The sequence below is a fragment of the Streptomyces asoensis genome (genome assembly GCF_016860545.1).
In the GTDB taxonomy this organism is placed as follows: Bacteria; Actinomycetota; Actinomycetes; order Streptomycetales; family Streptomycetaceae; genus Streptomyces; species Streptomyces asoensis.
On the sequence record NZ_BNEB01000005.1, the window covers coordinates 2,661,782 to 2,674,656 of the forward strand.

Annotated in this window: 15 protein-coding genes; 6 read left to right on the forward strand and 9 right to left on the reverse strand. The window is 72.5% G+C overall.

Annotated elements, in window-relative coordinates:
* Nucleotides 1-136: 136 nt before the first annotated feature.
* From Saso_RS34290 to Saso_RS34300, 3 genes are read right to left on the reverse strand one after another with little or no spacing between them, the layout of a single operon-like run.
* Nucleotides 137-475, reverse strand: a complete 339-nt coding sequence (locus Saso_RS34290) for a DUF3817 domain-containing protein (protein ID WP_189919610.1) — start codon at nucleotides 473-475, stop codon at nucleotides 137-139.
* 43 nt (nucleotides 476-518) lie between these two features.
* Nucleotides 519-1,028: a MarR family winged helix-turn-helix transcriptional regulator gene (locus tag Saso_RS34295; protein WP_189919612.1), complete on the reverse strand. Its 510-nt coding sequence runs from the start codon at nucleotides 1,026-1,028 to the stop codon at nucleotides 519-521.
* Nucleotides 1,029-1,039: 11 nt separating this feature from the next.
* Nucleotides 1,040-2,377 (reverse strand): MFS transporter, encoded by a 1,338-nt coding sequence (locus Saso_RS34300; protein ID WP_189919614.1) that lies wholly within the window; start codon nucleotides 2,375-2,377, stop codon nucleotides 1,040-1,042.
* A gap of 74 nt (nucleotides 2,378-2,451) precedes the next feature.
* Between Saso_RS34300 and Saso_RS34305 the strand changes: the two genes are divergently transcribed.
* Nucleotides 2,452-3,438 carry an ArsR/SmtB family transcription factor gene (locus Saso_RS34305; RefSeq protein ID WP_189919615.1) on the forward strand — a complete coding sequence of 329 codons (987 nt, stop codon included), beginning with the start codon at nucleotides 2,452-2,454 and terminating at the stop codon, nucleotides 3,436-3,438.
* Between the two features lie 9 nt (nucleotides 3,439-3,447).
* Here Saso_RS34305 and Saso_RS38855 read toward each other — a convergent pair whose 3' ends face one another.
* The 3 genes from Saso_RS38855 to Saso_RS34320 form a co-directional block, all read right to left on the reverse strand.
* Nucleotides 3,448-4,425, reverse strand: a complete 978-nt coding sequence (locus Saso_RS38855; protein ID WP_189919617.1) for a matrixin family metalloprotease — start codon at nucleotides 4,423-4,425, stop codon at nucleotides 3,448-3,450.
* A 116-nt stretch (nucleotides 4,426-4,541) separates the two neighbouring features.
* The gene (locus tag Saso_RS34315) at nucleotides 4,542-4,871 is read right to left on the reverse strand and encodes an MTH1187 family thiamine-binding protein (protein ID WP_189919619.1); all 330 of its coding nucleotides are present in this window, start codon (nucleotides 4,869-4,871) and stop codon (nucleotides 4,542-4,544) included.
* Nucleotides 4,868-5,212 (reverse strand): DUF3817 domain-containing protein, encoded by a 345-nt coding sequence (locus Saso_RS34320; RefSeq protein WP_189919621.1) that lies wholly within the window; start codon nucleotides 5,210-5,212, stop codon nucleotides 4,868-4,870. The genes Saso_RS34315 and Saso_RS34320 overlap by 4 nt, the downstream gene beginning before the upstream one ends.
* Before the next feature lie 195 nt (nucleotides 5,213-5,407).
* On the opposite strand from Saso_RS34320, the gene Saso_RS34325 reads away from it, so the two are divergent.
* From Saso_RS34325 to Saso_RS34340, 4 genes are all read left to right on the forward strand, one after another.
* Nucleotides 5,408-6,040, forward strand: coding sequence for an AIM24 family protein (locus Saso_RS34325; RefSeq protein WP_189920484.1), 633 nt, complete (start codon nucleotides 5,408-5,410; stop codon nucleotides 6,038-6,040).
* A 1-nt stretch (nucleotide 6,041) separates the two neighbouring features.
* Entirely contained in the window at nucleotides 6,042-6,692 is a 651-nt protein-coding gene (locus tag Saso_RS34330; RefSeq protein WP_189919623.1) for an AIM24 family protein, read from the forward strand.
* Between the two features lie 2 nt (nucleotides 6,693-6,694).
* Nucleotides 6,695-7,501, forward strand: coding sequence for an AIM24 family protein (locus tag Saso_RS34335; RefSeq protein ID WP_189920485.1), 807 nt, complete (start codon nucleotides 6,695-6,697; stop codon nucleotides 7,499-7,501).
* A 92-nt stretch (nucleotides 7,502-7,593) separates the two neighbouring features.
* On the forward strand, nucleotides 7,594-8,070 hold the full coding sequence (locus Saso_RS34340) for a MarR family winged helix-turn-helix transcriptional regulator (protein WP_189919625.1): 477 nt from the start codon (nucleotides 7,594-7,596) through the stop codon (nucleotides 8,068-8,070).
* A 114-nt stretch (nucleotides 8,071-8,184) separates the two neighbouring features.
* On the opposite strand, the gene Saso_RS34345 is transcribed toward Saso_RS34340, so the two are convergent.
* From Saso_RS34345 to Saso_RS34355, 3 genes are all read right to left on the reverse strand, one after another.
* Nucleotides 8,185-9,417 carry an MFS transporter gene (locus tag Saso_RS34345; protein ID WP_189919627.1) on the reverse strand — a complete coding sequence of 411 codons (1,233 nt, stop codon included), beginning with the start codon at nucleotides 9,415-9,417 and terminating at the stop codon, nucleotides 8,185-8,187.
* Nucleotides 9,418-9,979: 562 nt separating this feature from the next.
* Nucleotides 9,980-10,936 (reverse strand): methylmalonyl Co-A mutase-associated GTPase MeaB, encoded by a 957-nt coding sequence (gene meaB / locus Saso_RS34350; RefSeq protein ID WP_189919629.1) that lies wholly within the window; start codon nucleotides 10,934-10,936, stop codon nucleotides 9,980-9,982.
* A 63-nt stretch (nucleotides 10,937-10,999) separates the two neighbouring features.
* Nucleotides 11,000-12,211: an acetyl-CoA C-acetyltransferase gene (locus Saso_RS34355; protein ID WP_189919630.1), complete on the reverse strand. Its 1,212-nt coding sequence runs from the start codon at nucleotides 12,209-12,211 to the stop codon at nucleotides 11,000-11,002.
* A gap of 151 nt (nucleotides 12,212-12,362) precedes the next feature.
* Here Saso_RS34355 and mce point away from each other — a divergent pair, with 151 nt between their 5' ends.
* The gene (gene mce, locus Saso_RS34360; protein ID WP_189919632.1) at nucleotides 12,363-12,803 is read left to right on the forward strand and encodes a methylmalonyl-CoA epimerase; all 441 of its coding nucleotides are present in this window, start codon (nucleotides 12,363-12,365) and stop codon (nucleotides 12,801-12,803) included.
* The last annotated feature ends 72 nt before the right edge of the window (nucleotides 12,804-12,875 follow it).

Below are 12,875 nucleotides of genomic sequence, written 5' to 3' on the forward strand. Positions count from 1 at the left end.
CTAGGACGTCCAAGTAAATGTCGATGGGAAACCGCTGGGACGTCCTAGTAACTGTCCGTGACCACCGGTACGGGTGCGCGCCCACGGCGCCGTGCACCCGCGCGTGGCGTGCGTACCGCGCCGGGACCGGCGGGGTTCAGACCTTGGCGGCCACGGGCGCCTGGCCCGCGGAGCCGGCGTCGAGCTCGCGGCTGATCTTCCGCTCCACGAAGAAGGCGGCCGTCGGGACGGTCCCGGCGAGGAGCACCCACAGCTGCTTGCCGACCGGCCACTTCGCCTTGGAGCCCAGGTCGAAGGCGAAGACCAGGTAGAGGACGTAGAGCCAGCCGTGCGCGATGGCGACGACGCGGGTGAAGTCCGCGGCCCCGTCGACGTCCAGGCCGTACTTGGCGATCATGCCCAGGCACAGCAGGACCAGCAGCACACCGGTGACGTAGGCCAGGACGCGGTAGCGGGTCAGCACGCTCTTCTTCATGCCGACGAGCGTAACGACCCGTTCCGGGAGATCTTGCCCCGGGTCACTCCTCGTCGAAGTCGCCCGCGGCCACCCGCAGCGGCCTGAGCATCGCGAAGATCTCCCCGCACTCCTCGGCGTCGTACACCCCGAGCCCGAAGTCCATCGCCATCAGGTCGCGGGTGGCCGCCTCGACGACCTCACGGCCCTTGTCGGTGATGACGGCGAGGGTGCCGCGGCCGTCGTTGGGGTTGGGACGGCGGGCCACCAGACCCGACCTGACCAGCCGGTCGACGGTGTTCGTCACCGAGGTGGGGTGCACCTGGAGCCGCTCGCCGATCTTCGACATGGTCAGCTCGCCCTCCTTGGAGAAGGTGAGCAGCACCAGTGCCTCGAAGCGCGCGAAGGTCAGGCCGTAGGGCTTGACCACGGCGTCGACCCCGGCGAGCAGGATCTGGTGCGCGCGCATGATCGAGGTGATCGCGGCCATGGACGGCACGCTCCCCCAGCGCTGCTTCCAGAGCTCGTCGGCGCGGGCGATGGGGTCGAAGGGGAGACTGGGCGGTTTCGGCACGCCTCCAGACCTTACCGGCCGGTCACATCATGGTCAGCCCCGTCTCGCGTTTCGGTCCGCCGGACCTCCCGGGCCGCCAGGACGCAGCAGAGCGTGCCCAGCGCACCGGCCCCCGTGACCGCCCCCGTGACCCCCACCAGCTCCGCGGCCACCCCCGCCAGGGCCATGCCGACGCCCTGGAACGTCATGAGCCCGGCGGTGAGCAGCGTCATGGCCCGTCCGCGCAGCTCGTCGGGCACGTCCCGGACGATCCACTGGTCGAGGCCGAGGGTGTACGCCGACCCGGCGCCCGAGACCACCAGCAGGATCAGGGACACGGCGAGGCCGGGGTGGAGGGCGTACCCGAGGTAGGGCAGCAGGGTCACACAGACGAGCGGCAGCGCGACGCGCTCACGGGTGACGGGACGCAGCCGGGACCCCGCGTACAGCTCACCGGCGATCGCACCGGCCGGCAGCGCGCACATCAGCAGACCCAGGCCGGCGGACCCCGCACCGAGCTCGTCGGCGTACGGCGCGGACAGCGCCTCCGGGGCGACCGTGAAGAACGGCGGCACCCAGAAGAGGAGCAGCAGCGCCCGCACCCTCCGGTCGGCGAGGATCCGCCCGGCGCCCTCGAGGGAGTCCGTGACCAGCGCGCCGCCGGTCCGGGCCCGCGCGGGCCTGCGGCGGGTGCCCAGGCGCAGCAGGGCGGCGGAGGCGAGGAAGGTGGCGACGGTGACCAGCAGGGCCTGCCGCGGGGAGGCCACGGTGAGCAGCAGCCCGCCCAGTCCGAAGCCGGCGAGCAGCGCGCTCTGCGCGGTGATGCGCAGCAGGGAGCGGCCGAGGACGAACAGGTCGCCGTCGCCGAGGATGTCCGCGAGGGTGGCCATCCGGGTGCCGGCGAAGACCGGCGAGACGACGGCGAGGCAGCAGCGCAGGGCGAGCAGTGCGGCGAGGGGCGCCCCTTGCGCCGTCATCGGCACCACGCACGCCGCGCACACCAGGTCGCAGGCCACCAGTACGCGCCGGGCCGGGAAGCGGTCGGCGACCCCGGCGAGCAGCGTGCCGCCGACGACGTAGGGCAGGAAGCCGAGGGCCCAGGCCAGGGCGCTCATCAGGGGCGAGCCGGTGAGGTCGTAGACCAGGACGGACAGCGCGACCTCGGCGACGATCACACCGAGCATGGAGAGCAGGTGCGCGGCGAACACGGCCCGGAACTCCCGGACGGCGAACACCCGGAGGTACCCGGCCGAGGCCGTCCCGGGCTCGGCGGGCGCGGCGGCGGGCGGGGACGCCGGGGGTACCGCGGCGCCGGCCCCCGTGGGGGGCATGGCGGGCGTGGCGGGTGGCGGGGTGGGGGCTTCTTGCATGGCAGCAGCGTGCTCGGACGGACCCGCAGGGCCTAAAGTTTCGGCCACAGCCGAATGTCCGGGAGGCCAGGTCCGTGCCGTCACATCTGCACTTCGGGGAGGACGACTTCCTGCGCTGCCGCTTCGCGGTGTCCCCGCTGTGGGAGACGCAGGAGGTCGCGCGGACCCTGAAACGGCCCGACCGGCAGGGCTACCACACACCCTGGCTGCGCCGGATCCGCACGGCCGCCGAGGCGCTCGACCTGAGCGGGCTGTGGCTGCTGATGCCGCGCCGCGGCCACTCCCCCGACTGGCTGTGCCCCCCGCCGGTAGGACCCGCCGCCGGGTTCGAGGAGGAGATCGCGGCGGTCCGGGCCGCCGACCCGCGGGCCGCGGTCGCGGACACCGCCCGCTCCCTCGCGGACACCCCCGGCGCGCTGGACTCGCCCCGCGGCCGGGCCTGGCTGGCCGACCCGCAGCGGATGATCCGCGAGCTGACGGACGTGCTGGAGGAGATCTGGCACACCCTCCTCGCCCCGGACTGGCCCCGGCTGCGCGCCCTGCTGGAGGCGGACGTCGCCTTCCACTCGCGCCGGCTGGCCGAAGTGGGCCTGGGCGGGGTGCTGCCGGAGATCAATGCCCGGTGCGGCTGGCGGGCCGGGACGCTGACCATCGACTCCAACGGCGACCACGAGCGTCACCTCGGCGGCCAGGGCCTGGTGCTGATGCCGAGCGTGTTCTCCTGGCCGGACGTCGTGAGCGGCTTCGACCCACCCTGGCAGCCGACGCTGGTGTACCCGGCGCGGGGTATCGGCGGTCTGTGGACCGAGGCCGCCGCGCACTCCCCCGAGACGCTGGTACGGCTGCTGGGCCGGGGCCGCGCCGCCGTGCTCACCGCGCTCGACGAACCGGCGACCACCTCGGTGCTCGCCCACCGGCTCGGCCTCGCCCCGTCCTCGGTGTCCGCGCACCTGACGGTGCTCCGCGACGGCGGACTGCTGGTGTCCCGGCGCTACGGCCACCAGGTGCTGTACGAGCGGACACCGCTCGGGATGGCGCTGGTGGCGGGCGGCGCCCGGTAGGACCCGCGCTCAGTACAGGCTGCGCAGCCCCAGCACGTCGCCCTTGCCCAGGGTGCGGGCGCCCGTGGAGCAGGCGAAGGAGGTCGCGTACATCGTCAGGTTCTCGTGCCCCGGACCGGCGTGGCCGAGGCCGAAGACGTGTCCGGCCTCGTGCGTGGCCACGCTGCGGATGTCGTACGCGCGCGTGCAGCCGCCGGCGGGGCGGTCGGTGAACGGGAAGTCGTGCGTGTTGAACCGGACGTCCGCCTCCATCAGTTCCTCGGGGCCGTCCGGCACCGGGCGGCTCCACGAACAGGTCGTCGCCACCGTGTCGCCGCCGATGTCGCCCGCGTCCCAGACGCTCAGACCGTCCCGGCGCACGCAGCGGGCCTCCCGGTCGATGCCCGCCTCGTTGCCGGTCATGGACAGGAACCTGGCCTTCGCCGCGACCCTGTCGTCGTAGCCGCAGTCGTTGCGGCTCGTGGTGATGGTGGCGATGGCGTCCTCGAAGGCCCGCCGGCCCTCGGCGAGGGAGATCCGGCCCGGCAGCGGTCCGTCGCCGATGAACCACTCGTAGGTGCCGTACTCCTTGCGGCCCGCCGTGGAGAAGGCGCCGTCGGCGCAGGGCGCGGGGGCGTCGGCGCGGGCCCGCGTGAGGGGTGCCGCCGTACGGGCGGCCTCGTACGCGTAGGAGACCGTCCCGTCGGCGGCGACCGTCAGGGTGAAATCGTGCGCCGAGCCGTCCGCCGTGAGCGCGTCGACGCTGACCGTCGTACCGGGTTCGGGCACCGCCACTCCGACGCCCCCGTGGGTGACCACCCGGCCGACGGCCCGGCAGCCGAGCGCGGACGAGCCGGCGGGCAGGTCGCCGACGGTCAGGTCGCCGCGGGTGAGCGCGCAGGCGGGCGGCCCGGGGGCCTCCCCCTCGCGGACCGCCGACAGCGACACCGCCACCAGGAACGCCGCGACCGCCCTGCCGACCAGCCCCGGTCCGCGCCGCCGTGCCACCGCACACTCCCCTTCGAAGCCACGCCGGGAGCGGGACTTGATCGACTCCGGGAGAGATTAGCGAGGCGGCACCGGCCGAACCGTCATCCGGGATGACCCGTTCGAGCGACTACCGCTCAAACGGGTGTCCCGTGGCGGCCCGGGGCGCTAGGGGGCCGTTCCAGGTGGCGTTCCACCGTCTCGACCTTGGAGGTCAGGCCGTCCGTGACGCCGGGGCGGATGTCCGCCTTCAGCACGAGGGAGACCCGGGGGGCGCGCTCCTCGACGGCGGCGACGGCGCGCCGGACGACGTCCATGACCTCGTCCCACTCGCCCTCGACGGAGGTGAACATGGCGTCCGTGCGGTTCGGCAGGCCCGACTCGCGGACCACCCGGACGGCGTCGGCGACGTACTCGCCGACGTCCTCGCCGACACCCAGCGGCGTGACCGAGAAGGCGACGATCATGCGTTCACGACGCCTTCCTTGCGGGCGCGGGAGGCGATGACCGCGTCCTCGGCCTCGCGGCGCAGCCGGCGCTCGGCGAAGAAGCCGCCGGTCGGCAGGACCGACAGGACGAAGTAGAGGGCCGCGGTGCCCAGCGGCCACTTCGCGCGGTTCCAGGCGTCGGCCCAGAAGAGCACGTAGAGGACGAAGAGCACGCCGTGGACCATGCCCATCACGGGCACCGCGTTGAAGTCGGTGGTCCGCTTCAGCACCGAGCAGACCAGCAGCAGGAGGAAGGACACGGCCTCGGGGGCGGAGACCAGGCGCAGTCGGCGGAGGGCGGAGGCTGTCTTCAGGTCCACGGGTCACCTTCGGGGTGGGGAGGCAGAGGTGGGGCGGCAAGGGTGGGGCGGCACGGCGGCGGACGGTTTGTGAACGCACGCACAAGCGTTCGTCCATTGTGGCAAACCGTCCCTGTGAGGGTGCGTTCAGGGTCGTTCTCCACCCCTGGGTGCTGTTCGGCGCACCCCTGTGGCGGATACCTTCCCAGCGTGGCGATGTTTCGACTTCAAGGCAGCAAAGTGCTCGCCGTCGACATGACCGGGGACGCCGTGAAGGCGAAGAACGGCTCGATGGTCGCGTACGACGGGCAGATGGCGTTCAAGAAGCTCAGCGGGGGCGGTGAGGGCATCCGGGGGATGGTCACCCGCAGGCTCACCGGTGAGCAGATGACCATGATGGAGGTGAGGGGGCAGGGGATCTGCTGGCTGGCCGACCGGGCCTCCGAGATCAATCTCGTGCGGCTCCAGGGGGACAAGCTGTACGTCGAGTCGAGCAACCTGCTCGCGACCGACAGCGGGCTCAGGACCGGGACGAGTTTCACCGGCCTGCGCGGCGCGACGCAGGGCAACGGGCTGTTCACGACGACCGTCGAGGGCACCGGCCAGGCGGCGATCACCTCGGACGGCCCGGCGGTGGTGCTGCGGGTCAGCCCGCAGTTCCCGCTGACCGTCGACCCCGGCGCCTATGTCGCGCACCAGGGGAACGTCCGGCAGTCCTTCCAGTCCGGTGTGACCTTCCGCACCCTGATGGGCGAGGGCGGCGGCGAGGCCTTCCAGATCCGCTTCGAGGGGGACGGCCTGGTGTACGTCCAGCCGAGCGAGCGCAACACGATCGCGGGGGACGTGTGAGATGACCTTCCGTGAGATCAACTCCAAGATGGTCGAGGCGACCGTCGTCCCCGGTCAGCGGCTCTTCAGTCAGCGCGGGGCCATGCTGGCCTACCGCGGCGAGGTGTCCTTCACCCCCAACGTCCAGGGCGGCCAGGGCGGGGTGATGTCCATGATCGGGCGGCGGCTCGCCAACGAGGACACCCCCCTGATGACCGTCGAGGGCAGCGGCACGGTGCTGTTCGGGCACGGCGGCCACCACGTCCAGGTCATCCGGCTCAGCGGGGACACGCTGTACGTGGAGGCGGACCGGCTGCTCGCCTTCGAGGGCACGCTCCAGCAGGGCACGATGTTCCTCGGCTCCCAGGGCGGGGTCATGGGCATGGTCCGCGGCCAGGTCAGCGGCCAGGGCCTGTTCACCACCACCCTCAAGGGCCAGGGCGCGGTCGCCGTCATGGCGCACGGCGGGGTCTTCGAGGTGCCGATCACCCCGCAGCGCCCGGTGCACGTCGACCCCCAGGCCTACGTCGCCCACCACGGCGACGTCCGCAACAAGCTGTCGACGGCGCTGGGCTGGCGGGACATGGTGGGCCGGGGCTCCGGCGAGGCGTTCCAGCTGGAGCTGAGCGGCAGCGGTGCGGTGTTCGTCCAGGCGTCGGAGGAGAAGCTGTGAGCATGTACGGGGCTCCGGGCGGCGGCCCGACGGTGCACGACCCGATGACCCTGCCGGTCGACGACAACGTCAACAGCTACACCTTCTGCGTGGAGCTCAAGGGGAGCCAGTGGTTCCTCCAGAAGGGGAAGATGATCGCCTACTACGGGTCGATCGACTTCAACGGCGTCGGGCACGGCCGACTGGACCGTCTGGTGCGCACTTCCTTCCATTCGCCTCTGCACGCGAGCGACTGGGTGGTGGCGGAGGGCTCGGGCAAGATGCTCCTCGCCGACCGGGCCTTCGACGTGAATTCGTACGATCTGGACGACGGCAACCTGACCATTCGCTCGGGCAATCTCCTCGCTTTTCAGCCAAGTCTGTCGCTCAAGCAGTCGATCGTGCCGGGATTTCTGACGCTGATCGGAACCGGCAAGTTCGTCGCCGCATCTAACGGTCCGGTGGTGTTCATGGAACCCCCGATCCGGGTCGACCCGCAGGCACTCGTCGGCTGGGCCGACTGCCCGTCCCCGTGCCATCACTACGACCACGGGTACATGACCGGCGTCATGGGCGGTCTACGTGCACTGACGGGCCTGGGCGGGGCCTCCGGCGAGGAGCACCAGTTCGAGTTCGTGGGCGCCGGTACGGTGCTGCTCCAGTCGACCGAACTGCTCATGGCGGAGCAGGCCACGGGAGCGGTCCCGCACGAGCCGGGAGTACCCGGCGGGGGCCCCGGAGCAGGTGGGCACGGCGGCCACGGAGGGCAAACCGGCGCACCGCGCCTTCCCGGACAGCTCGGGGACCTGCAACGTCGCTTCGGGCTGTGAGCGGTAGTCTGCGGAGGGTGACATCGAACGCGTGCGCACCGTCACACCGCCCACACTAGTTCGCCTTTCAACATTTTAGGTAGACTTCAATTATGGAGACCGAAACGGCCACGCGCTGGCTGACCGATGCGGAGCAGTGCGCCTGGCGCACCCACCTGGAGGTCAACAGGCTGTTGACGTACCAGCTCGAGAAGGATCTCCAACCGTTCGGCCTGACCATGAACGACTACGAGATCCTGGTGAACCTCTCCGAGTCGGAGGGCGTCCGGATGCGGATGAGCGACCTCGCGTCCGCGACCCTCCAGTCCAAGAGCCGTCTCTCGCACCAGATCACGCGGATGGAGAGCGCGAACCTGGTGCGCCGTGAGAACTGCGAGTCGGACCGCCGCGGCCTGTACGCGGTGCTGACCGAGCACGGCATGGAGACGATGCAGAAGGTCGCGCCGCACCACGTGGACTCCGTGCGGCGGCACTTCGTCGACCTGCTCACCCCCGAGGCCACCGCGGAACTGTCCAGGGCCCTGAAGCCCGTCGCGGAGCACCTGCGCGGGCAGCGCGGGCGTCCCTGAGGGACCACCGGACCACCGGACCCGGACCACCACCGGACGCCGGCCGCCCGTGCCCGACCAGGGCACGGGCGGCCGGCGTCCGCGTCCGCGGCTCGGCTCGACGGGGGGCTCGGCTCAGGCGAGGGGTGCGAGGCCGGTCGCGGCCCGCCCGACCCGGCGGACGGCCACGGCCGCCGCCGTCGCCAGCACGACCGCCCCGGTGACCGCGAAGCACAGCCCCACCGGCAGCCGCCCGGCCAGCGCCCCGGCGATCGCCGCACCGGCCGTACTGCCCGCGTTGACGGCCGTGTTCACCCACGCCCCGGCCCGCACCCGGGCCTGCGGGGCCGCGGCCTCGTCGGCGAGGAGATAGGCCGTGGTGATCGCCGGGGACACGAAGAACCCGGCGGCCGTGACGGCCACGGTGAGCGTGCCGATGCCCGGCGCGAGTCCCGCACCGCACAGCGCCAGCCCGAGCCCCGCCGTGATCAGCGGCAGCCGCGCCGTCGCCGGTGCCCGCCAGGCCACGGCGCCGTTGAGCAGCCCGCCGACCGCGCTGCCCGCCGACAGCGCGGCGAGCACCCAGGCCGCGCCCGCCCCGCCGCTCCCCGGCCCGTGGCGTTCGGCGAAGGCCACGACCAGCAGATCGAGGACGCCCAGCGCGAGGCCCACGCCCGCGACGGCGGCCACCGGCCGTCCGATCCCGCGCAGCCCGGCGCCGCCCCGGCCGGCGCCGCCGCTCTTCTCCGGACGGACCTCCCGTACGGCAGGCGACGACACGAACCCGGCCGTGCCCACGGCCATCAGGGCCGCCCCGACGGCGATGCCGGCGACCGGCGGCGCGACGCCGACGAGCACCCCGACCAGCAGCGGACCGGTGACGAACAGCAGTTCCTCGGCGACCCCGTCCAGGCTGTAGGCGCGTTGCAGCAGGGCGCGGTCGGGGGTGAGGGTGCCCCACACCGCCCGCATCGTCGGCCCGAGCGGCGGCACACAGACGCCCGCGGCGGCGGCGAGAACGGCGACCGGCACGGCACCCGTGCGGCCCGGGCCGGCGAGGACGAACGCCAGCAGGGCGAGCGCCGCCAGATGGGCCGCGGTCATCGGCACGAGCGCCCGGCGCGGCCCGTGCCGGTCGATCAGGGCAGCCCGGGCGGGCGACAGGAACACGGTGGCGGCCCCGAACAGGGCCATCACGGTGCCCGCCACCGTGTAGGAGCCCGAGGACCGGATCACGGCGAGCATGACGGACAGCGGGACGATCCCGTAGGACAGCCGGCCGGTCAGGGCGGCGGCGAAGGTGCGGCGGGCGTGCGGGACGCGCAGGACGGCGGCGTACGAGGGCCGCGGGGCAGGCGGAGCGGACATGAGGAGTTCCTCGACTCATGGCAGGGAAACGGGGACGCCTGATCGCCGCGAGCGGTGCGGCCGTACGCCGCTCACCGGTCGCGGGCCTGGGCGGGCCCTATGCCAAGAGGAGGAACACGCCCCGGACGCTACCAGCCCGCCCGCGAACCCACCGACCCCTTTTCTCGGCACCGGCCCCCAACCGGCCTCCGCCGCACCACGCACCACGGCCGCACACTCCCCCGCCGGGCTCCCACATCAAGCCCGCGCCCGCGCCCCCTCACGCCGGGCTCCGCCACCCCGGCCCGCGCTCGCACACCCGCACGCCGGACCGCACCACGCACCTCTGCCCCGGCCGCCCGCTCCCGCACCGGGCACACCCCCGCCCCGCGCCACGTACCCCGGCGCCGCGCCGCGCACCTGCCTCCGCACCGCGCGCCTCACCCGGCAGCGCCGGGCACCCTCGCTCCCGGCCGCTCACCCCAGCGCCGGACCACGCATCCCCGAGCCGCTCGCCCAGCGCCGGGCACACGCCCGCCACGCATCCCCGCGCCGTCCGGCTCACCCGGCCGGGGTCGGCAGGTCAGTGTTCCGTGAGGCCTGCCACCAGTTCGTCCGCCGCGCGGTAGGGGTCGAGTCCGCCGGCGACGATGCGTTCCGCGAGGGTGCTCAGCCGGCGGTCCCCGTGCAGGTCACCGATGCGCTCACGCAGGGCCGTCACGGCGATGGTCTCGACCTCGCGGGCCGCGCGCGAGCGGCGCCGCTCGGTGAGGACGCCGTGCTCCTCCATCCACGCGCGGTGCTTCTCCAGCGCCTCCACGACCTCGTCGACCCCCTCGGCGCGGGCGGCGACCGTCTTCACGATCGGCGGGCGCCAGTCGCCGGGCCCGCGGGCCTCGCCGAGGCCGAGCATGTGGTTCAGCTCCCGGGCGGTGGCGTCGGCGCCGTCCCGGTCGGCCTTGTTGACGACGTAGACGTCCCCGATCTCCAGGATCCCGGCCTTGGCCGCCTGGATGCCGTCGCCCATGCCGGGTGCGAGCAGGACGACGGAGGTGTCGGCCTGGGAGGCGATCTCGACCTCCGACTGGCCCACGCCGACCGTCTCCACCAGGATCACGTCGCAGCCCGCCGCGTCCAGGACCCGGATCGCCTGCGGCGCCGCCCAGGCGAGGCCGCCCAGGTGGCCCCGGGTGGCCATCGAGCGGATGTAGACGCCGGGGTCGGAGGCGTGCTCCGACATCCGGACGCGGTCGCCGAGCAGGGCGCCGCCGGAGAACGGCGAGGAGGGGTCGACGGCCAGCACGCCGACCCTGCGGCCCTGCTTGCGGTAGGCGGTGACCAGCGCGGACGTCGACGTCGACTTGCCGACGCCCGGTGAGCCGGTCAGGCCGACCACGTACGCGTTGCCCGTGAGCGGGGCCAGCGCCTCCATGACCTCCCTGAGCTGCGGCGACGCCCCCTCCACCAGGGAGATCAGCCGGGCCACGGCCCGCGGCCGGCCTTCCCTGGCCTGGGCGACCAGCGAGGAGACGTCCTGCATCACAGCTCCGTTCAGTTCCGCTCAGTTCCGTTCGGACCGTCGTACGGCAGACGTACGACGGGTTCAGGCCTTGGGGACCCGGACGATCAGCGCGTCGCCCTGACCGCCGCCGCCGCACAGCGCGGCCGCGCCGACGCCGCCGCCCCGGCGCTTGAGCTCCAGGGCCAGGTGCAGCACGAGCCGGGCGCCGGACATGCCGATCGGGTGACCCAGGGCGATCGCACCCCCGTTGACGTTCACCTTTTCCGTGGACACGCCGAGGTCCTTCATTGACTGCACCGCGACGGCGGCGAAGGCCTCGTTGATCTCGATGAGGTCGAGGTCGGACACCTCCAGGCCGTCCTTCTTCAGCGCGTGCAGGATGGCGTTCGAGGGCTGGGACTGGAGCGAGTTGTCCGGGCCGGCCACGTTGCCGTGGGCGCCGATCTCGGCGATCCACTCCAGGCCGAGCTCCTGCGCCTTGGTCTTGCTCATCACGACCACGGCCGCCGCGCCGTCGGAGATCTGCGAGGAGGTGCCCGCGGTGATCGTGCCGTCCCGGGTGAACGCCGGGCGGAGCTTGCCCAGGGACTCCGCCGTGGTGTCGGCGCGGATGCCCTCGTCCTTGCTGAAGACGACCGGCTCGCCCTTGCGCTGGGGGATCTCCACCGGGGTGATCTCCGCCTCGAAGATGCCGTTCTTCTGCGCGGCGGCGGCCCTCTGATGGCTCAGCGCGGCGATCTCGTCCTGCTCCGGGCGCTCGATCCCGAGGCGCGTGTTGTGCTTCTCCGTGGACTCGCCCATGGCGATGTTCTCGAAGGCGTCGGTCAGACCGTCGTACGCCATCGCGTCGAGCATCTCGATCGCCCCGTACTTGAAGCCCTCGCGGGACTTCGGCAGCAGATGGGGGGCGTTGGTCATGGACTCCTGGCCGCCGGCCACCACGACGTCGAACTCACCCGCGCGGATCAGCTGGTCGGCCAGCGCGATCGCGTCGAGGCCCGACAGGCACACCTTGTTGACGGTGAGTGCCGGGACGTTCATCGGGATGCCGGCCTTGACCGCGGCCTGGCGTGCCGGGATCTGCCCCGCCCCGGCCTGGAGCACCTGGCCCATGATCACGTACTGCACCTGGTCGCCACCGATCCCCGCACGGTCGAGGGCGGCCTTGATCGCGAAGCCGCCGAGGTCGGCTCCGGAGAAGGACTTGAGGGAGCCCAGCAGCCGTCCCATGGGCGTCCGCGCGCCCGCGACGATCACCGAGGTAGTGCCGTTGGAACCAGTCGATCCAGTCATGAGCTGCGATTCCCCTTACCGGCCTGCACGGGCCGAGGAGTGAACGAGGGTTTACTTCGAATGTACTGAGTGGCACTCCGTGCCGTCACCGGGCCGTCGGTGTGATCGCGCGCACGTTGCGTAACCACCTCCGCCGCGTTGCACTGACTGCATGCTGACGCGAATCGACCACATCGGGATCGCCTGCCACGACCTCGACGCCACCGTCGAGTTCTACCGCTCCACGTACGGCTTCGAGGTGTTCCACACCGAGGTCAACGAGGAACAGGGTGTGCGCGAGGCCATGCTCAAGATCAACGATACGTCCGACGGGGGCGCCTCCTACCTGCAACTCCTGGAGCCGACCCGGCCCGACTCGACCGTCGCCAAGTGGCTCGACAAGAACGGCGAGGGCGTCCACCACATCGCTTTCGGTACGGCGGATGTCGACGCGGACGCCGCGGACATCAAGGACAAGGGCGTACGCGTTCTGTACGAAGAGCCGCGACGCGGCTCCATGGGGTCACGAATCACCTTCCTGCACCCCAAGGATTGCCACGGTGTACTGACAGAACTGGTCACATCGGCGGCTGTTGAGTCACCTGAGCACTGACCCTCGTACATATGGGCCGGTAGGGTTGGGCTCGGTCGCCGCTCACACCGGGGCGACCCGGTCCTGCCGTAC

What these genes read in the sequence shown, in the direction of transcription:
- Saso_RS34290 (WP_189919610.1), bottom strand. Translation starts at nt 475, where the DNA reads ATGAAGAAGAGCGTGCTGACCCGCTACCGCGTCCTGGCCTACGTCACC.
- Saso_RS34300 (WP_189919614.1), bottom strand. Translation starts at nt 2,377, where the DNA reads ATGCAAGAAGCCCCCACCCCGCCACCCGCCACGCCCGCCATGCCCCCC.
- Saso_RS34315 (WP_189919619.1), bottom strand. Translation starts at nt 4,871, where the DNA reads ATGATCGTCGCCTTCTCGGTCACGCCGCTGGGTGTCGGCGAGGACGTC.
- Saso_RS34325 (WP_189920484.1), top strand. Translation starts at nt 5,408, where the DNA reads ATGTTTCGACTTCAAGGCAGCAAAGTGCTCGCCGTCGACATGACCGGG.
- Saso_RS34330 (WP_189919623.1), top strand. Translation starts at nt 6,042, where the DNA reads ATGACCTTCCGTGAGATCAACTCCAAGATGGTCGAGGCGACCGTCGTC.
- Saso_RS34335 (WP_189920485.1), top strand. Translation starts at nt 6,695, where the DNA reads ATGTACGGGGCTCCGGGCGGCGGCCCGACGGTGCACGACCCGATGACC.
- Saso_RS34340 (WP_189919625.1), top strand. Translation starts at nt 7,594, where the DNA reads ATGGAGACCGAAACGGCCACGCGCTGGCTGACCGATGCGGAGCAGTGC.
- Saso_RS34345 (WP_189919627.1), bottom strand. Translation starts at nt 9,417, where the DNA reads ATGTCCGCTCCGCCTGCCCCGCGGCCCTCGTACGCCGCCGTCCTGCGC.
- meaB (WP_189919629.1), bottom strand. Translation starts at nt 10,936, where the DNA reads ATGCAGGACGTCTCCTCGCTGGTCGCCCAGGCCAGGGAAGGCCGGCCG.
- Saso_RS34355 (WP_189919630.1), bottom strand. Translation starts at nt 12,211, where the DNA reads ATGACTGGATCGACTGGTTCCAACGGCACTACCTCGGTGATCGTCGCG.
- mce (WP_189919632.1), top strand. Translation starts at nt 12,363, where the DNA reads ATGCTGACGCGAATCGACCACATCGGGATCGCCTGCCACGACCTCGAC.